Origin of the sequence: Parasutterella secunda, from assembly GCF_016901835.1 — a bacterium.
Classification (GTDB): domain Bacteria; phylum Pseudomonadota; class Gammaproteobacteria; order Burkholderiales; family Burkholderiaceae_F; genus Aphodousia; species Aphodousia faecavium.
On sequence record NZ_JACJKX010000004.1, the window covers coordinates 81,789 to 101,089 of the forward strand.

16 protein-coding genes are annotated in these 19,301 nt (G+C 49.1%); 4 read left to right on the forward strand and 12 right to left on the reverse strand.

Annotated features, from left to right (window positions below):
• Nucleotides 1-289: 289 nt before the first annotated feature.
• The 4 genes from H5985_RS03505 to alr are packed head-to-tail and all read right to left on the reverse strand — an operon-like array spanning nt 290 to nt 4,121.
• Nucleotides 290-772, reverse strand: coding sequence for a YbaK/EbsC family protein (locus H5985_RS03505; RefSeq protein ID WP_239481590.1), 483 nt, complete (start codon nt 770-772; stop codon nt 290-292).
• A gap of 22 nt (nt 773-794) precedes the next feature.
• Nucleotides 795-1,616 carry an urease accessory protein UreE gene (locus H5985_RS03510; protein ID WP_205049926.1) on the reverse strand — a complete coding sequence of 274 codons (822 nt, stop codon included), beginning with the start codon at nt 1,614-1,616 and terminating at the stop codon, nt 795-797.
• 25 nt (nt 1,617-1,641) lie between these two features.
• Nucleotides 1,642-3,018 (reverse strand): DNA repair protein RadA, encoded by a 1,377-nt coding sequence (gene radA, locus H5985_RS03515; RefSeq protein ID WP_205049927.1) that lies wholly within the window; start codon nt 3,016-3,018, stop codon nt 1,642-1,644.
• 14 nt (nt 3,019-3,032) lie between these two features.
• Entirely contained in the window at nt 3,033-4,121 is a 1,089-nt protein-coding gene (alr, locus tag H5985_RS03520) for an alanine racemase (RefSeq protein ID WP_205049928.1), read from the reverse strand.
• Nucleotides 4,122-4,317: 196 nt separating this feature from the next.
• Between alr and lplT the strand changes: the two genes are divergently transcribed.
• Nucleotides 4,318-5,637: a lysophospholipid transporter LplT gene (lplT, locus tag H5985_RS03525; RefSeq protein WP_205049929.1), complete on the forward strand. Its 1,320-nt coding sequence runs from the start codon at nt 4,318-4,320 to the stop codon at nt 5,635-5,637.
• A gap of 10 nt (nt 5,638-5,647) precedes the next feature.
• Here the strand turns inward: lplT and H5985_RS03530 are convergent, their stop codons facing one another.
• From H5985_RS03530 to H5985_RS03545, 4 genes are read right to left on the reverse strand one after another with little or no spacing between them, the layout of a single operon-like run.
• Complete coding sequence (locus H5985_RS03530) at nt 5,648-6,583, reverse strand: uracil-DNA glycosylase (RefSeq protein ID WP_205049930.1); 936 nt, start codon at nt 6,581-6,583, stop codon at nt 5,648-5,650.
• A complete protein-coding gene (gene rimI / locus H5985_RS03535) occupies nt 6,583-7,032 on the reverse strand; it encodes a ribosomal protein S18-alanine N-acetyltransferase (protein WP_205049931.1) in 450 nt (149 codons plus the stop codon). Before rimI ends, H5985_RS03530 begins: the two co-directional genes overlap by 1 nt.
• The gene (gene tsaB / locus H5985_RS03540) at nt 7,029-7,724 is read right to left on the reverse strand and encodes a tRNA (adenosine(37)-N6)-threonylcarbamoyltransferase complex dimerization subunit type 1 TsaB (protein ID WP_205049932.1); all 696 of its coding nucleotides are present in this window, start codon (nt 7,722-7,724) and stop codon (nt 7,029-7,031) included. Before tsaB ends, rimI begins: the two co-directional genes overlap by 4 nt.
• 58 nt (nt 7,725-7,782) lie before the next feature.
• Entirely contained in the window at nt 7,783-8,322 is a 540-nt protein-coding gene (locus H5985_RS03545; protein WP_205049933.1) for a hypothetical protein, read from the reverse strand.
• Between the two features lie 219 nt (nt 8,323-8,541).
• On the opposite strand from H5985_RS03545, the gene ompR reads away from it, so the two are divergent.
• On the forward strand, nt 8,542-9,273 hold the full coding sequence (gene ompR, locus H5985_RS03550; RefSeq protein ID WP_205049934.1) for an osmolarity response regulator transcription factor OmpR: 732 nt from the start codon (nt 8,542-8,544) through the stop codon (nt 9,271-9,273).
• A 14-nt stretch (nt 9,274-9,287) separates the two neighbouring features.
• Nucleotides 9,288-10,691, forward strand: a complete 1,404-nt coding sequence (locus H5985_RS03555) for an ATP-binding protein (RefSeq protein ID WP_205049935.1) — start codon at nt 9,288-9,290, stop codon at nt 10,689-10,691.
• 56 nt (nt 10,692-10,747) lie between these two features.
• Here H5985_RS03555 and H5985_RS03560 read toward each other — a convergent pair whose 3' ends face one another.
• The 4 genes from H5985_RS03560 to H5985_RS03575 are packed head-to-tail and all read right to left on the reverse strand — an operon-like array spanning nt 10,748 to nt 15,654.
• Nucleotides 10,748-13,519 (reverse strand): autotransporter outer membrane beta-barrel domain-containing protein, encoded by a 2,772-nt coding sequence (locus tag H5985_RS03560; RefSeq protein WP_205049936.1) that lies wholly within the window; start codon nt 13,517-13,519, stop codon nt 10,748-10,750.
• 51 nt (nt 13,520-13,570) lie between these two features.
• On the reverse strand, nt 13,571-14,050 hold the full coding sequence (gene ispF, locus H5985_RS03565) for a 2-C-methyl-D-erythritol 2,4-cyclodiphosphate synthase (protein WP_205049937.1): 480 nt from the start codon (nt 14,048-14,050) through the stop codon (nt 13,571-13,573).
• Nucleotides 14,047-14,748: a 2-C-methyl-D-erythritol 4-phosphate cytidylyltransferase gene (gene ispD / locus H5985_RS03570; protein WP_205049938.1), complete on the reverse strand. Its 702-nt coding sequence runs from the start codon at nt 14,746-14,748 to the stop codon at nt 14,047-14,049. The genes ispF and ispD overlap by 4 nt, the downstream gene beginning before the upstream one ends.
• Nucleotides 14,749-14,757: 9 nt before the next feature.
• On the reverse strand, nt 14,758-15,654 hold the full coding sequence (locus H5985_RS03575) for a DMT family transporter (protein WP_205049939.1): 897 nt from the start codon (nt 15,652-15,654) through the stop codon (nt 14,758-14,760).
• A 132-nt stretch (nt 15,655-15,786) separates the two neighbouring features.
• Between H5985_RS03575 and mfd the strand changes: the two genes are divergently transcribed.
• Entirely contained in the window at nt 15,787-19,257 is a 3,471-nt protein-coding gene (gene mfd / locus H5985_RS03580) for a transcription-repair coupling factor (RefSeq protein ID WP_205049940.1), read from the forward strand.
• The last annotated feature ends 44 nt before the right edge of the window (nt 19,258-19,301 follow it).

A 19,301-nucleotide genomic window follows, 5' to 3' on the forward strand; every position in this document is an offset into this window, starting at 1 on the left:
TCGCTGTGGTCGCCTCCCAATCGGTCCGGACAAAACCATAGCGAAACGGCCTGGTATCCCCATACCAAGCCGCTTGCAGATAAGAGAATAACTATGCACTATCATTCTCAAGTCACTAGTATATCAAAACGAATTCGCCGATGGGCAATTAAATTACTCATCGCACTTATTCTGTTTTTGATCTGCTAGGTGCGTAAGTGAAGAGCCTCGATAGTCCCCACTATCGGGGCTCGCGTGCTTTAAAATCTGTCCAAATCTAATTTCTTCCACAAAAGCAAAGCATTCTTGCTCATTTAGTCACAAAAATCCAATCAGCCTCAAGAGTCTGAGACAATTCATCAATGCCAATTTTGACAGCATTGTTTGCGGATCCCGCTGCCGGATAAACAATATCGTATTTTTTCAAACTCTCATCGAGATAAATTTCTACATTCTCTTTCAGTGCAAAAGGACAGACACCCCCCATCGGATGACCAAACAGGGTTTCAAGCTCTTCTGCCGGACAAAAATGCGAAGTCTCTTTAAAGAGTTTTTTGAATTTAGAGTTATCGAGTCTCGCCTCTCCAGATACAACCACCACCATGAGCCTTCCGCTCTTTAACTTGATGGCTAATGTTTTGGCGATTCGATCCGGTTCACATCCCAATCGCTCTGCAGCCAAAGCTACCGTTGCCGTGGATCCTGGTAATTCAATATAACGATCGACAAGACCTTTTGTCTTCAAATAGGCTTTTACGCTTTCAATACTCATAATAAGACTAAGGGCGGTCATTGCCGCCGCCCTTGGTTAAATATTATTGAACAGAGTCCTTTTTGTCATCGTCGTGATCATCATGCGCATGATGGTCACCGCAACAGCACTGGCCTTCCTCATGATGATGGTGATGATGGTGTTCGCCACCGCAACCACATCCTTCACCGTGTTCGTGATCATGATGACCACCGCAGCAGCACTCGCCCTCTTCATGATGATGGTGGTGATGATGATGTTCACCACCACAACCACAGCCCTCACCGTGCTCATGATCGTGATGGCCGCCACAACAACATTCACCCTCTTCATGATGATGGTGGTGATGATGTTCACCGCCACAGCCGCAGCCTTCGCCGTGTTCATGGTGATGATGACCACAACCGCAGCCTTCTCCATGTTCATGATGGTGACCGCCGCAACAACAACCGTGTCCGCGCTTGGGAAGCTTAATCGGATCAAAGGGCATTTGAGCTTCTTCAAACTCAAGGCCAGCGTCCGTGAGCATCTTTAAGAGCTCTTCGTCACGAGCGATCGCAAATCCGTTTTCGACTTGAGCAACTCGAATACCGCGATTCAATAAAGCAACTGCTGCTTCAGCCACGAAGTCATCTTCGCCCTTAATCATCAAAACGGTCTCGGGCGCAGCATCGACCACATAAAAGTGACCCGCTTCGTCCAACATCACGTCGCCCACTTCAAGCGCACGTTTTTGAGCAATATCGACTTCGACAGTTACATTGTCGATGATCAATGAAGAGGGAAGATCCGCACGTTCTTGACTTGTCAATGCAATATGGTGGGCGCGATCCAGTATCGCCTTGGCAGGTGTGGCCTCAGAGGGCAGAATTTTCGTAATTTTCATCTGTATTTCCTTCAAAAATCTTTTCTCAGCTGACCGCATCAAGGGCATTACTTAAACGATCAACCGCAATAATTTCCAGTCCTTCGATCGGCTGTTTGGGAGCATTGGCTCTTGGGATCACGGCCTTGGAAAATCCCAATTTGGCGGCCTCTTTCAGTCGCTCCTGTCCACGCGGAGCGGGACGGATTTCTCCGGCCAATCCCACTTCTCCGAAGACCACTAATCCTTCGGGCAACGATTTATTTCTGAAGGAAGAATAAATCGCTAATAAAACAGCCAAATCCGCTGCAGGTTCGGTAATTTTAACCCCACCCACGGCATTGACAAAAACGTCCTGATCATAACAGGCAAGTCCCGCATGACGGTGCAACACAGCCAATAACATCGACAATCGCTGTTGGTCAATACCCACAGAGAGGCGTTTAGGAGAAGGTTGATGGCTCGCATCCACCAGTGCCTGCACTTCAACCAATAAGGGTCGTGTGCCTTCCTGCGTGACCATCACTACCGAACCCGGCACATGAGACTTATGTTCAGAAAGGAAAATCGCACTGGGATTGTTAACGCCCTTTAATCCCCGATCAGTCATGGCAAAGACGCCTAATTCATTGACTGCACCGAAACGGTTTTTAAAGGCACGAATGAGGCGGAAATTCGAATGCGTGTCGCCTTCAAAGTAAAGGACCGTATCGACAATATGCTCAAGCACGCGGGGGCCTGCGAGGCTGCCCTCTTTTGTCACGTGGCCTACAAAAATAAGAGTAATGCCGGAACTTTTGGCAATACGTGTCAGTCTGGCAGAACACTCTCGGACCTGCGTAACAGAACCGGGAGCCGATTCAAGTTGATCGGAAAATAGAGTCTGAATCGAGTCAATCACCACAAATTGGGGTTTTTCTGTCAAAAGCGTCGCTTCGATCTTTTCGAGTTGAATCTCGCTCATGAGTCTTAAACCCTGAGGCTCAAGTCCCAGGCGTTTGGCTCTCAGAGCAATTTGGCCGGGACTTTCTTCACCACTCACGTACAGGCATTTCACCTCCTGATGAACCAGACGGTACATGACCTGAAGCAAAAGAGTCGATTTGCCGATTCCGGGATCACCCCCGATAAGAGAAACGCCGCCGGCAACAAGGCCTCCGCCCATCACCCGATCAAATTCCTGAAATCCCGTGATGATTCGCGGCACCTCTTGGGCCTGAACATCGTTAAGATCCATCACTTCCGAGGCGCTCACGAGCCCCTTATGACGGGCATCTCCGAAACGAGCGGCAGCGCCGGACTCAACCACAAACTCTTTGAGCGTATTCCATTGTCCGCAATGGGGACAGCGGCCGGCCCATTTGACTGTCGTGCCGCCGCACTCCGAACACACCCATTCAACTTTCTTCTTTTTAGTCGCCATATAGAGCTTTCGCTTTACTGTTCATCTTCAACAATGGGCACACGCAGAGCAATAGCGCAAAGAAGCTCATAGCCGATGGTGCCGCATCGTTTGGCCACTTCATTTACGGGAATGTGACTACCCCAAAGTTCGACTTCGCTGCCAAGCCGGGCTTCGGGAACATCGGTCACATCAATCGTGAGCATATCCATGGAAATGGCGCCGGCAATCGGTGCAATTTTTCCTTCCACGTAAGTCGGTGTACCGTCAGGGGTAGAACGGGGATAACCGTCGGCATAGCCGCAGGCCACCACGGCAATGCGTGAATCGCGATGGGTCACAAAACGGGAGCCGTATCCGATCGCTTCACCTGCCGGCACATTTTGAATAGCAAGAATTTTGGCAGACAACGTCATGGCAGGACGAATGTCCAGATCCTCTGACGTGTAGTGACTGTCGGGACTCGCACCGTATAACGCAACACCGGCTCGCACCGCATCGCCTTTAACGTCGTCTTGCCACAAAGTGGCCGCAGAGTTGGCCATACAAAGGTGCTCGGGGCGAGGCTCAATCTGTCTCATGCGGGATAACTGCAACGACACCGTTGCGGGTTTGTCGGCTTCATAAGTGGGTTCTGCATTGGCAAAGTGGGTCACCACCCCCATAACCCTCACACCCTCAATCGCTTCAAGCTCAGCCCGAACGCCCTCTTCTTCGGTAGCAAGGAAACCCAGGCGATTCATTCCGGAATTGATCTTAATGTGAACCTTCAGAGACTTAAACGGTGCATGAGCCTTTAAGATCTCAATCATGTGACGATTATGCACAATCGTCTCAATATCAAACTTTTCCAAAAGCGGAAGGTCAGACTCATCAAAAAAGCCTTCCAAAAGCAAAATACGCTTCGTCCAACCCTGTTCGCGGACTTTTTGAGCATCGCATAAATCAATTAACGCCAGACCATCGGCCTCTTCAAAAGCACGGGCAGCACGAAGCAATCCGTGACCGTAAGCGTTGGCTTTGACAACAGCCCAAAGCGTGCGTCCTTTGGCGGCTTCACGCATTCGTTGAAGATTGTGTCTGAGAGCCCCCATATGAATGGTGGCGGCAATAGGACGTGGCATAACTCTTTACCCTAAATAAAACTTACCGGGGACTGATTCAACCCCGCAAAATAAACGATTATCTTAGCGCAGGTGACTATTTTTTTCTGAGTGCAGCACGTTTTGTTACGTTTTGTGGGATTTGTCCCTAAGCGCAGCTCAATCCACCCCTCTTTGGTTCTGCTAGAATCGGTCGGCAATAACAGATAGGATGACTATGAATCGCGGTTTTTATTCCATTATGTGCGCTCAGTTTCTCTCGAGCCTAGCGGACAATGCGTTGCTCATTGCCGCCATTGCGCTCCTGACGCAAATGAATGCGCCCGATTGGATGACGCCGCTATTGAAGTTATTCTTCGTTGTCAGCTACATCTGTCTGGCGGCCTACGTGGGGCTTTTTGCCGACTCGATGCCCAAAGGCCGGGTGATGTTTCTCACCAATATGCTCAAAGTGGGCGGGTGCCTTTTGATGCTGTTCGGCTCTCATCCGCTCTTAGCCTATGCCGTAGTCGGTATCGGAGCCGCGGCCTATTCGCCGGCCAAATACGGCATTCTCACAGAATTGTTGCCCCCTGTTAAATTAGTGCTGGCTAACAGCTGGATTGAAGGGCTCACTGTCGCTTCTATTATTTTAGGTGTCGTCATGGGCGGCGTTCTCATTAATGATGCTGTGAGTTACGCCATTTTGCACTCGGGCTTTCCCTTTGAAGCGCTCGGTATAGCCACCCCGGCTCAAGCAGCTATTTCAATCATCGTCTTGATTTACCTTGCTGCTGCCGCTGTCAACCTTCTTATTCCCGATACGGGCGCTCGCTATCCGAAAGCGGATTTCCGTCCGATCGAAACCTTAAAAACCTTCTACCACAGCTGTTCCATCCTGTGGAAGGATCGTTTGGGACAAATTTCATTGTCGGTTACGACGCTATTCTGGGGCGCCGGTGCCGTTTTACAGTTCCTGGTTTTGAAGTGGGCTGAATACGCTCTTGGTATGAATTTGTCTGAAGGCGCCATCCTTCAGGCTGTGGTCAGTATCGGTATTGCAATCGGTGCCGTGTTGGCCGCTCAGCTCATCAGCCTGAAAAATTCCCTTAAAGTATTGTGGATGGGTGTGATTATGGGAGTACTCGTCACCTGTTCGGCCTACTTTAACCAATCGATGGTCCCGGCTGGTGGCATTGAACTTTTCGGCACCCCCATTTCCTGGGCAGTGTGCGTGGCCGTTGTCATTATGATCGCAGTGGGAATCTGTGCAGGTTTCTTTGTGGTCCCCATGAATGCACTTTTACAGCACCGCGGCTACGTCTTGATGAGCGCCGGTAAATCCATCGCTGTTCAGAATTTCAATGAGAATCTCTCCATTCTCATTATGCTCGGTATCTATTCACTCTTGATTCACTTCGGCATGAGTGCCCCGGCCACCATGGTCACGTTCGGCCTCTTTGTGGTGGTTTCCATGCTGCTTGTTATCGGCAAGCACATCAAAAACCAACGTGAATACGACTCCACTCACCTCATCGGTGAAGAAAAACGTCACTGATTTTCGGATTCTAAGAAAGCTCTAAGAGAAGCTTTTTCGCCAAATTGAAATCGCGCCAAGCGGCAATCTTTTCCGTGGGCGAACGAAGCAGATAAGACGGATGATAGGTCACGACAGTGGGCACTTGTCTGCCGTTGACTTCAATGTAATGTGTGTGACCGCGAAGTTTCCCCGTAGAAGTCTCCGTTTTCAATAATGCATGCGAGGCAATTCGACCCGAGAGCACAATAACCTTGGGATCAATAAGTTCCAACTGACGGATGAGGAAAGTCGCACACGCCGCAATTTCATTGTCGTGCGGATCACGATTGTTGGGCGGACGGCATTTGAGCACATTGATAATGGCGACATCCGATCCTCGGCGCAATCCCATGGCTTTGAGAATATTTTCAAGAAGTTCCCCGCTTTTGCCGACAAAGGGTTTGCCTTGCAAATCTTCATCTCGTCCCGGCGCTTCACCGACGATCACCATTTTGGCGGTACGTTGAGCGGTACCGAAGACGGTCGACAAGCGGCTTTGGCTCAATGCGCGACATGCTGTGCAACGGGCAACCAGGCTTTCGAGCGTTTGCCAGTCTGCCGTTTGGGCTTGCGTGAGTAAATCCGAATCCACTTCAACGATGCCGGGATCAGCAAACGTTCGACGAATCGGCTTGAGCTCATAACTTTTTTGATGGTGATATTCCGGACTGATGCTTCCTGCAGTGCCACGCTTAGGCTTTTCAGCAGCAGAAGGCGTCTGCTCAAGTGAAAAGCTAGGGGGTTGAGGTTTGGCAACAGCAGTTTGCTCAACCGTCTGACTTTGGGGTTCACGGACTTCATTTTTTGTACTGTCTGCAGCAATAGAAGCCGGTGACAACGGATCGTCATCGTCCCGACCGATCCAAAGCGGTCCGATATCCATTGCCATCCATAGTCTAGCGGTTTCTTGTGAATAGGTTGCCATCAGATACTCAATAGTTTTTCCATGACAATCGCATCTTCCCGACCGTCACGAGTGGGATAGTAACCTTTTCGGCGGGAAATTTCCTCAAAACCCGCCCCGAGGTAGAGTGAGTGTGCGCGAGTGTTGCTGACACGAACTTCAAGAAATAGCCGTTGAGCACCGTTACGGGCGAGTCTTGCCAGTAATTCGTTAAGCAACAGCTTCCCATAACCCTGCCCCTGATAAGAAGGATCAACGGCAATCGTGAGAAGCTCGGCTTCATCAAAAATCTGCATGGAAACGGCTACACCCAAAAGCGTCTCATCATCTTTGAGCAATAAAAACGAGTGACCGATCTTGAGCGAGCCTTCAAAATCCGCACGAGACCAGGGAAATTCAAACGCGCTCGAATCGAGTCGGACGATCGCATCCAAATCGGTGGAGGTAGCCTGCGTGAAATGAAGACTCAAAGCTTACCCCCTTGAAGTCTTTCGTTAATGGTGAGCGCTACATGATCTCGGACGTAGACGGGCGCTGCCTTATCAGGATCACACCATAAATCTTTGACCTGCTCTTCACAATTGAGGTACCACTCGATCATGAAAGCTGCGTTCGGATGAGCATAAAGGTGCTCAACCCCGATTGCCATGTCATAAACACCGATAGCAGTTCCAAGAACAAAATCCACGTCGTTTTGGGTGAGCCACTCACCGACCTCATGCGGTTTAATCAAATGCTCGGTTGCACTGACTCTGAAACCCTTTTCATCATTTCGATAGAGGGCTGCATAGCATTCATTCATGCGTGCATCATTTAATACAGCGATATTGCGGCCGTGATCCTTATAGTGGAAGGCCATGGTCGTGAGAGACGAAGCGGGCAAAAGTTTCTTATCCAAACCGTACCCTAAGCCCTGAGCCACACCGCAGGCGATACGAAGTCCGGTGAAAGATCCCGGACCGGCACTGAAAAGAATGCCGTCAATACCTTTTAAAGGGACTCCTGCCTGCTTGGTCATTTCATCGATCCAAGGCAGAAGACATTCAGAGTGAGCGTTACCGAGCTTTTCGGTTCGCTCGATGAGACCGCCTGGCGCATTTAAAGCCACGGAACAGTATTCTGTTGCAGTATCGAAAGCCAATAAAATGGGTTGACCCGTCATTTGAATTTATCCAAAAAATGATTGGCTATCTTAGCACGGCAACAGTGCTGTCGGTCGGTTATTGATTAGGCGTAGGAAGTTCGGGCGGAGGCGGCACGTCAGCAGCCTGTCCAGTAGGCGCCCGATGGTGAAAGCGATAAAACTCAATGTGCATTTCCCGAATCTGCTCTCGCATTCTCTGGCGCTCTTCAGGGCTTAACCGATAGCGAGCCTGTTGCGCATGTTCGGGATTGCCGCAATTATCAGGCGAAACATAACGCTTGCGAAATTTTTCTTTAACAGAAGGCGAAAATTCTGCACGCATTTGCCGTCGTTCAAGATCAGTCATACTGCGCCAATAAAAGCGTTGCATGCGAGGCGTTAAATAGGGCCAGATGTCTGCTCGCTCCTTCGGGGTCATTTCTGTCCACAATTTCGGGTTATCCGAAGACTGCGGCAGGGCAAAGAGCATCTGATCTTGTTGTCGCTGATCATAAACCGGCAGTGAGCTGTTATGGTGATCGGACACGGAAAGCAGTAACGGATGGGCAAAGGCAAGCGTTCCAGTGCCTAAACACAGGAGCGTCGCGATTGTTCGAATTCCGGCGTGTTTAATCATCAAAAATCCCTTGCCGATTCTCGGCACACTATTGAACAATTCAGATAGTAAGGACAATGATCAAAAAAAGGTGAAACGAATTTTTAACGGATTTCGTATTGTGTAATGAAGTGTAATAAAGCGGTTGTCCCCTCTTTACAAAACTGAAAAATCAGAGAAAATATAAATGTAACAACAAATTCCTTTTGTTCAATTTCATTTTAAAGTGAGTTACAAATCATGGCAGAACGTACACCTAAATTACTCGTAGTTGATGACGATCCCCGCTTGCGCGATCTGCTTCGTCGCTATCTCGGCGAAAACGGTTTTCAGGTTTTTGTAGCCGATAACGGCGTAACGATGAACCGTCTGTGGCTTCGCGAGCGCTTTGATGCGTTGATTCTTGACCTGATGATGCCGGGCGAAGACGGTCTGCAGATTCTGCGTCGTCTGCGTGAACAAAAAGACATGACACCGATCATTATGCTCACGGCGCGTGGTGAAGATGTCGACCGTATCGTTGGCCTTGAGATGGGTGCCGATGACTATATCCCGAAGCCCTTTAATCCTCGTGAATTGCTTGCCCGCATTCACGCCGTGCTTCGCAGACGGCCGGTTGCCGATGCTCCGGGTGCTCCCTCGATGACAGACGAAGTGGTTAAGTTCGGTGAATTTGAATTGGATTTAGGCACCCGTGTCCTTCGCAAAAACGGAGAACCCGTGCCGCTTACGACCGGCGAATTCGCCGTTCTTAAGGCCTTTGCCCGTCACCCCAAGCAGCCGCTTTCGCGCGATAAACTGATGGAAATTGCTCGCGGACGCGAATACGAAGCCTTTGACCGTTCGCTTGACGTTCAGGTTTCTCGTCTGAGAAAGATGATTGAACCGGATCCCTCCAAGCCTCGCTTCCTGCAGACGGTTTGGGGCGTCGGATACGTGTTCATTCCCGATGGCGGTCAAAATAATCAGTAACCGGTAGGTGCAATATGGCTTTGAAGTCACCCAGCCTTTTTTGGCGAACATTCACGCTTTTGATGCTTTTATTGATCATCACGGCTTTGGCGTGGCTTCAAAGCTTCCGTGTCTTATCTGAGGTTCCTTTTTCCAAAGGCGTCTCGCAACAGATTGTCTCAACGGTTAATCTGACGCGCTACGCCTTGATATCGTCCGATCCCAACACCCGTCCGGATCTTTTACACATTCTCGCCTACCGTGAAGGCGTGCGTATTCTGCCCAAAGAATCCAACGATTCTTGGAAACCCCTGGTGGCTCAAGGCAGCATTGCCGAACTCATTGAAACGCAAACCAAAGAGGTATTGGGACAAAACACAATCGTAGCCGGCATGGTCAATGATGAACCCGGGGTCTGGGTTTCCATGGAAATTGAAGGCGATGATTACTGGCTTTTGATTCGCAGTGACCTTCTTGATCCTCCGTTCGGTACGGCCTGGATCTGGTGGGCATTTGTTGCATTCCTTGTGGGTACCATGGGGGCAACTGTTTTAACGCAGCGCACTGTAAGACCACTTGCAGAACTGAGCGCTGCAGCCAAAAAACTCGGTCGAGGTGAAAAGCCTGATCCGTTGCCTGAAAACACCCGCACGGCTGAAATCGAAGCCGTGAATCGAAGCTTTAACCATATGGTTGAAGAGCTCGAACGCATGGAAGACGATCGGGAACTCTTGCTCGCCGGGGTCTCGCATGACCTCCGTACGCCTCTTACCCGCATGCGACTTGAAATTGAACTTTCCAACCTATCGGAAGACTCGCGCGACGCGATGGTAAGCGACCTTGAACAGATGGAAAGCATTGTGAATCAGTTCATGGCCTACGCCAAGCGCAGCAAACAACCGCTCGAAAGAGTGGATCTCGGAGCTGCGGTGTACGGAACAATCGATGATATGCGCCTGCGCACCAAAGACGATGTCCGCATTGAAACCAGCATCATGGGCAATCTCTTTGTGATGGCCCATCCCACTGAGCTTGTTCGTGCCATTCAGAATCTGTTGGTCAACGCTGACCGCTACGGCAGAACTCAGGAAAACGGACTGCTTGATCTTAATATTCAGGTTCTGCGTCAAGGCGAAGAAGCGGTGCTTCGTATCTGTGACAAAGGTGTCGGTATCCCTCAGGAAGAAATGGATCGTGTGGTTCGTCCCTTTGAACGAGGGGATACAGCCCGAGGCGGCGCAAAAGGAGCAGGGCTCGGTTTGGCCATTGTCGTGCGCGTAGTCAAACGTTCGGGCGGCAGAATTATTCTTTCCTCCAATCACCCGCATGGCCTCATTGTGGAATTGATTATGCCGCTTGCCAATAAGCGCAACGAAAAACCGGCGCTTGAAGAACAAACGGCACCCACCGATACCCTTCTTCCCAGACAAGACCCCTAAACGAGAAATCCGGCAAAAGCCGGATTCTCGTTCTCTGTACTATGTGTTGATTGTTCTTAGAAGACGTATCTGAAGGTTAAATTGCCGCTCACGCCTTCGCGATCCCCAACATAACCCTTAGCGCCGAGTTGCAGAGTCCACGGACTCGTCACAGAGGGTTTCATACTCACCCCCAACTCCATGATAGCTGTGTCGCCGTCAAGGCTCGGGCTGTCAAGATCGACCCGATTGACTGCAGTCTCAGCATCCGCCTCAAAGACTCGCTCGTAGGCCAGCCCTGCAGTCCAATTGGCGTACGGGCAGAAAGAACCGTTTACTCGGGTGCCCACGCGGACGGCCTGAGCAGTTGTCGATTCAATATCAAAATCGTCCGAGTAGGCGTTATGCAGATTGACCGAGTCACTATCCAAATAGCTGATGAGATAACGACCGTAGACGTCCATCGAGACCGTATCCGTTAAATTGAACAGATAACCGGCACCCAAGTGTGCGGTTGAGAAAAAGACGTCAGAATCGTATTTAGCGTAATCGGTTGCAAACTGTCCCTTGAATTCCGTTGAGCTTTGACCCAATCGCAAAGCACCGTCCACGTATAAGCCGCTTGCGAATTGATAACGGGTGGCTAAGCCGACACCGTAGTAGTCATGATCGCTTTCGCCTTTGGTTTGGCGGACATGACTGTCACTTTCGCCCAATCCGGCTTCAACAAAGGCACCTAAAAGCCAATTGGGATTGAGTTTGAGACCGGCACCGACCACTAACGAATAACCGTCTACATCTATGGTCGAACTTGAGTCATAGCGGGAGGATCCCCCGTGCATGGCGGCAAAAGCTGACACTTCACCGAGCTTGGCTGCATCAGTCAGTGCCTTCATACCGACGTCTGCAACAAACTCAGCGCCTTGATTTACAAACGCGATAGAGCCCAGATGAGAATCGGCAAGTGTGGCGGAATTAGCTGTCGCAACATTCACCCCATTTTTAAAGATATTTTCATCACCTGTTGTTAATGCATGATCGGAATTCACATAAAAGTCATCCGGTGAATAAACCGAATCAACAAAAGTCGACTTAACCACTATCTGTGTATCGTTGAAATAGTGCGTACTGTTGCCACCACCGGATATCAAAGTGATATTTTCATCCTTTAGATCAAAATCTGTCGGTTTGACGATTTCAATCGTTAAATTGTCATGTTCGTTCCAATTGACCGGAGACTGTGAGCGGGCTTGAGCGATGGCTAGGGTCAAAATCGGCTGATTTTCAACCATGTTGTCATCAATGACAAAGCGCCAGGTATCAAAACCTTGGATGGTACGGACACGATTGACTCCGCTCAACTCAAGTGTATTACCCTCAGGCAAGAAGACGGGTGGATTGCCGGAGCCATGTGTCTCTTGGGCTGATCCGAACACACCGTTTAAAACGATGGCATTGGTAAGTTTAACCGTATGATTACCCGAGTAGCCGACTTGAACATCGTCATCCAGATAAACAGCCAAAGCATGATCAATGATGCTATTGGAAATTTCTACGACACTGTTGTTGATATGAACGGGCTTGGTCTTTATTTGATCTTCTGAAGAAGTCACATAAACACCGATCAATGCTACATTTTGCAAATCACTGCCAACGATAGAGGTTTTGACAGAATCGATATTGAGTGCGGCTTGTTCACCCAAGGAAATGTCAGCAGTATAAATCCTACCGGTATGCTCCCCGTTTCGAACATTTGAGACGACTAAAGAGGAATCCGACAAGTTCACGGAACCCGAGTTAATGGAAATTTCATCACCGGTGTACATGTACACAGTATCATCACGATCCTGATTGATGAAGTCCTTAATCTGCACACGGGTACCTGAAAGATTAAGCGTCGCATCCCCTAAATAAACAGAGTTACCCTTGAATTCCTGCGTACCCGATACTTCTTTATTCTGACCATCCACTGTCACAGATGTCTCGGAAAGATTCACCGTGATGGGATTTTCGAATTGTTGAGCTTCATCGAGATAAACACCGTTAGCAGCAATCGGACCGTTGAATTGAGAAATTGTCGTGGAGTTGTGATGGACTTCGGCATCTCCTGCGGTGAGGATGTAGCTCGATACAACCCCGGCCACTGCAGAGCCTGAATTAAGATTATGCACTGAAACGCTGTTGTTATTCGTAACGGTTTGCATTCCGACAACATTTGCACCGTAGAGTCTGAAAACCGACGATTGCAACGTCAATCCGTCTACCGAGACTTGATTGTCGCTTGCCTCTGCCTTTCCATCTGAAACAACAAGTCCTCCGAAAGCATCCAGACTGACGTTATCATCTATGCTTGTATCAACACTATCCGCAACAGTTGAGTCAACAATCTCAAGGCGATTGCCGTTGGCACGCGCTTCGCTCTGAGCGGTTACCGCCCCGGCCATAATGTATTGAAATTCGGAAAGATTCTTGACTGACACAACGTTGTTGTCGGCAAATCCGCGATCGCCCACCGCATAGCCTCCGACAGCACCGCCAAGGTACATACCGTCAAGATTGAGCGTGTTTGAAGAGGTGTTGGCAACCGTATCGGTTTGTACCAAGCCACCGTAGGCTTCCCTGACCCAATAATCACCATCTGCAATAAGATTCACAGAATTGTTATCGGCGTGCTGTTCTCCTGTGAAGCCAAAGACTTGACCGCCTGCTAAATAGTCGTAATCGCGGTTAACGATAAATTCACCGCTTGATTGGTTACTGGCCTCGTCACCCAAGCCGAGTGCGTATTGATTATCTGTTCCCGGTATAAGCTCGAAGCTTGCTGCCGCAGCTACGGACGAGGCTGCCATTGCTACAGCCAATACAATAGGTTACATCGCAAAAGTCATTTTTTTCCTTTCTTAAAACGCTTCCAAAAGCGCAATGGCATGCACTTCAATAGCCTCTTTTTGACCTACCGCGTCACACCCTTCCTTAGTTTTTGCTTTGATATTGACGCGTTGAAGATCAATACCGATTGCTTGGGCAACGGACTCTCGAATTTTGTCCATATGAGGGGCCAATTTGGGAGCCTGAGCGATAACCGTTGCATCCACATTAACAATGGCCCAACCTGCTTTAACTACAAGTCCGACAGCTTGAGCAAGGAGCTCTTTGCTGTCTGCGCCTTTATAGGCCGGATCCGTGTCCGGAAAATGCCGTCCGATATCTCCGAGTCCTGCCGCCCCTAAAAGGGCATCGGTAATTGCATGAAGCAGAGCATCGGCATCGGAGTGCCCTAAAAGACCTTTTTCATAATCGATTGACACTCCGCCCAAAATGAGGGGGCGGCCCTCAACCAAACGATGCAAGTCATAACCTTGCCCGACTCTGAAACTCATTGGACAGATTCCTTTCTTAAAGACAGTTGATTTATATAACTGCGCACCCATTTCAAATCTTCCGGGTACGTCACTTTAATATTAAAAGCCGAACCTTCAACTACCTTAATACGAGCGCCTTGCATTTCCATGGCGCTTGCCTCATCGGTCACGGGTTCGATAGCGTTTTGAAGAGCGGTTAAAAGTGCCTGAGCCTGAAACACTTGCGGGGTTTGTGCACGAAAACAGCGTGAGCGATCAATCGTTTTTTCAATCATGGCATCATCATTGACCCACTTGAGCGTATCGGTTACCGGCAGTGCAAGTATAGCCCCGTCAACCGCTTCGCTTTCAATCGTATCGACAAGGCGAACGATTGATTCTTTATCAATACAGGGACGCGCTGCATCGTGAACAAATACCCAATCATCGGGCTCGGCATGAAGTGCCGTTAAACCGTTTAAAACGGACTGAGCCCGAGTGTCTCCGCCGCATCGATGAATCTCCACTGCACCTTCGAATCGACACCGATCGATGTATGCGTCATTTTCTGAAACCACAACTGCCACACGGTCAAAAATCGACATTCCGAGCATGCGATTGACGGTGACTTCAAGCATCGTCCTGTTTTCAAACAAGGGATAATACTGTTTGGGATAACCGATTTTCATCCGCTCCCCGACACCGGCTGCCGGTATCAACAAAATTTTTTTACTCATAAACGATCCTTAATGCCGTCCCAAAACGAATATAGTGGCAATGATAAAAGTAAATCCCAAATAATCCATCGCTGAGAAATGTGTTCCGAAAAATGCCACGGAAAACACAGCAGCCGATATCGGCTCGACGCAGGCAATCATACTGGCCTTGACGCTGCCTAAATCGGCAACACCTTGCATATAGAGCATGAAGGCACCGATTGTGCCTAATAAAATAATAAGCGCCAAAGCAATTATTCCGTAGATATCCACAGAGAAATGAATAGAGGGAAAATCAATAATCCAACCCGTGATCAAACCGCCCACCAGCATGCCGGCACCCATCAAGGCTTGCGTCGGATAGGCAGATAGGAACCTGGCGGGCAAAATCGTGTAAACGGCAATACCCAAAGCGCTTGCCAAACCCCAAAATAGCCCTTGAGGAGAAACCGCTAAATGAGAAACATCACCGTGTGTGGCCACAAAGAAAGTGCCGGCTAATGCGCAGGCAATCGCCAATAGCTCGCGTTTAGAGGGCAATCGAGATTGAATTAAACAGACAGCTATCAGAATAAAAACCGGATTGAAATAAATGAGCATCGTAGCCGTGCCCGAATTGGTGTACTCCACCGCCGTGAGGTATCCGAATTGGCTGATCATCAAGCCGCCTAAGGCATAGATCAAGAGCCACAACCAATGAACTCCGGGTCTGAAAATCGGACGCATGGCCGCTATATGTCCGGGCAAAAAGAAGATACAGAGCAAAATACCGGCAATGATCATGCGAAGAACCGTCAGCCAGTCGGGGCTGACATCCTGGAAGGTAAAAAGGTACTGACCGCAGGCTCCGGAAAAGCCCCAGCCGATACCGCCAGCCAACGTACAGAAAATGCCTCGCCATAGTTTGGCGTCTGTGCTCAATGCCATGAACCACCTCTTATTTGCCGATGGATTGTATACGAGCAATTGGTAATTGGAAATGACAGAAAAAACGTTACTGATATCCTACTAAGAAGACGAAAAAAAGCGATAATTACCCACCTACTGAAAGAGGCGCAAATGTTTGAAAATTTACGTGACAGAATCAAAAAAGACCTTTCACATATAACGGTTAAAGCCAAAAGAACCCTCAATCTCGGCACAACCGGAGCCGATGCCTTATGGCTAGCGCTGGCAGCTCAACAAGTGCACGAGGAAGGTAAACTTTTTGTTCTGATCGCCGATAATGCCGCTCAATGCTTACGACTTCGAGACGATATCAGTTACTTTGCGCCCGAATTAAAAGTCACCTATTTCCCTGACTGGGAAACACTGCCCTATGACCTCGTAAGTCCCCATCAGGATTTGGTGAGCGAGCGCATGGAAATACTCTTTAACCTCACTCACCGTGAGGAAAAACATGACAAAATCGATGTGATTTTGCTCACCTGCACGACAGCCGCACAAACGATTGCCCCCAAGAGTTATTTATCGGGCCGTGTCTTTTTCTTTAAAAAAGGCGAAGAGATCAATGCGGCCACCTTGCGCGAGCGGCTCGTCAGTGCCGGTTATCAGCACGTCAGTCAAGTCGTCGCTCCGGGAGAATTCAGTGTTCGTGGTAGCCTCATAGATATTTTTCCGATGGGCGCTTCTAGCCCCTTCCGCCTCGATCTTTTTGATACCGAGATCGATTCTATCCGTTCATTTGATCCGGATACTCAACGATCTCTTGAAACCGTTGATGAAGTAAGAGTGCTTCCCGGGCGGGAATTCCCGGTTGATGCCGAATCTCTCGTTCAATTTCGTGCCAGATGGCGGGAAAATTTTCCGGGAGACCCCACCAAAGCCATTCTCTATAAGGACTTAAGCCACGGCATCATCAATGCCGGAATTGAATATTACCTGCCCCTCTTTTTTGAAGAACGGACAACTTTTTTTGACTACCTCAATGCCGATAACACACTCATCGGACTGCTAGGTGACAATGAAGCGGCGCTTAATCGCTTTATGCAGGAAACGCAGGACAGATACCGGTTTTTGAAAGCCGATCCCGAACGGCCTGTGTTGCCACCTGACAGTCTTTATTTGAATTCTGAGGGATTTTTTATCCAACTCAAACAATTCGTTCGCTTTCAGGGGAAAATCGATCCGGCCGACAAACCGACAAGAGTCTTGGTGGACAGAAAAGCGGAACGTCCGCTTGAGAATTTAGAGCGTCTCATTGATGAGGAAAAAACTCGTCATCACCGAGTGCTGATCATGGCCCCGAGTGCCGGTCGTCGAGAGACGATGGCGCAGCTTTTTGACCGAAACGGATTAAAGATTGCCTATACGGAATCGTTCGATTCGTTTGTCAAAGACTCAGATCCCGTCATGATTACCGTGGGTCCGTTAATCGAAGGGTTAAGCCTTGAGGGAATTACCCTTTTAACGGAAACCGAGCTTTATGCACAGGCTCCTCGCCGGACATTGCGGCGTCACGCCCACACGACGAACGTCGACATGATGATTCGGGACCTCGCTGAGCTCAAAATCGGCGACCCCGTGGTTCATATCACTCATGGTATCGGCCGTTATGCCGGATTACAAACCATTGAAACGGCCAATGGGAAAGAGGAGTTCCTGCGTTTAGACTATGCCAATGATGCAAAACTCTTTGTGCCGGTGGCTCAACTGCAGCTTATATCGCGTTACTCGGGAAGCGATGCCGAACACGCTCCGCTTCACCATTTAGGCAAAAACGATTGGGAAAAGGCCAAAAAGAAAGCTGCCGAAAAAGTTCGCGATACGGCTGCCGAGCTTCTCAATTTATACGCGCTTCGAGAAAAAAGTCACGGTCATGCATTTCAGTTCTCAAGGGCAGACTATGAAGCCTTTGCCGAAAGTTTCCCGTTTGAAGAAACCGCTGACCAACAAGCCGCCATTGAAGCCGTGCTCGATGATATGAAGGCCGATAAGCCGATGGATCGACTCGTGTGCGGTGATGTCGGTTTCGGAAAAACAGAGGTAGCTCTTCGAGCAGCTTTTGCAGCCGTCATGGGCGGCAAACAGGTTGCCATCCTTTGCCCCACAACGCTTTTAGCCGAACAGCACGCTCATACGTTTAAGGACCGGTTCTCGGTTTGGCCTGTGACCGTAGCAGAACTTTCTCGCTTTAGAAGTGCAAAACAAAGTGCCCAAGTCATCGAAGGTCTTGAAAAAGGAACCATCGACATTGTTGTAGGCACTCATAAGCTCTTATCTGAGAAAGTGAAATTTGCCAGACTCGGCTTAGTTGTGATTGATGAAGAACACCGGTTCGGCGTAAGACAAAAAGAAGTATTAAAAAAACTTCGTGCAGAAGTGGACGTTTTAACACTGACTGCGACCCCAATTCCCAGAACCCTTGCCATGAGTCTGGAAGGCATTCGCTCATTCTCCGTTATCGCCACTGCTCCTGAAAAGCGTCTGTCGATTAAGACAATTGTGAGAAAAGAGACTCCTGAAGTAATCCGTGAAGCCGTGATGCGTGAGTTAAAACGTGGCGGTCAGGTCTATTTTCTTCACAATGATGTCGCAACGATTGAAAACCGTCGTGAGCAGCTCGCACAACTCATTCCGGAGGCCCGCATTGTCGTAGGGCATGGTCAAATGAATGAGCGTGAACTGGAGTCGGTCATGCGCGATTTTTATCATCAGCGCTACAACGTGCTGCTGTGCACAACCATTATCGAAACCGGAATCGATGTGCCAAGTGCGAACACAATCATCATGCACAGAGCTGACAAATTCGGTTTGGCACAACTGCATCAATTAAGAGGACGCGTGGGCCGAAGTCATCACCAGGCTTATGCCTATTTGTTGACGCCCGGCAAAGATGCTCTCACACAAAATGCTCAAAAACGGCTTGAAGCCATTCAAAATCTGCAGGACTTGGGCAGCGGCTTTTACCTGTCGATGCATGACCTTGAAATTCGCGGTGCCGGTGAAGTACTGGGCGAACACCAGTCTGGCGAAATTGCCTCCGTGGGCTACGACCTCTATAACCAAATGCTTCGCCGAGCTGTTAAAAGCATGCGCAACAATGAGTCTTTTGATTTGGATGCCCCCTTTCAAGCAATGGCGGAAATCAACTTGCACGCCCCTGCACTTTTGCCTTCTGACTACGTCGAAGACGTCCACCAACGTTTGTCCTTTTACAAGGAGCTGGCCAGTTGTGAATCGTTTAATGCCATTGAAACCGTTCGTGAAGCATTGGGGGACCGCTACGGAAAGTTGCCGGTTGAAGCCAATACCCTCATTGAAACTCACCGACTGAGACTTTATTGTCAGCACTTAGGAATCGAGCGCATTGAGGCAACAGAATCCGTGATGATCATCACTTTTGCCGCAAAGCCTCTCTTTGAACCGATGCGGTTGATCGAACTCATGCAAAAGAGCAGAAATATGCGGATGATGGGGCCCACCAAACTTAAAATCGAAACCTCAACACCGACCATTGAGGCAAGGTTGGCCTATTTAAGAGGCTTTGTTAAAGCATTGGACTCAAAAAACTCCGACAATTTGACCTGATTTCGACGCAGTTGAGTCTAAAATAGATCAACTGCTACAAATTT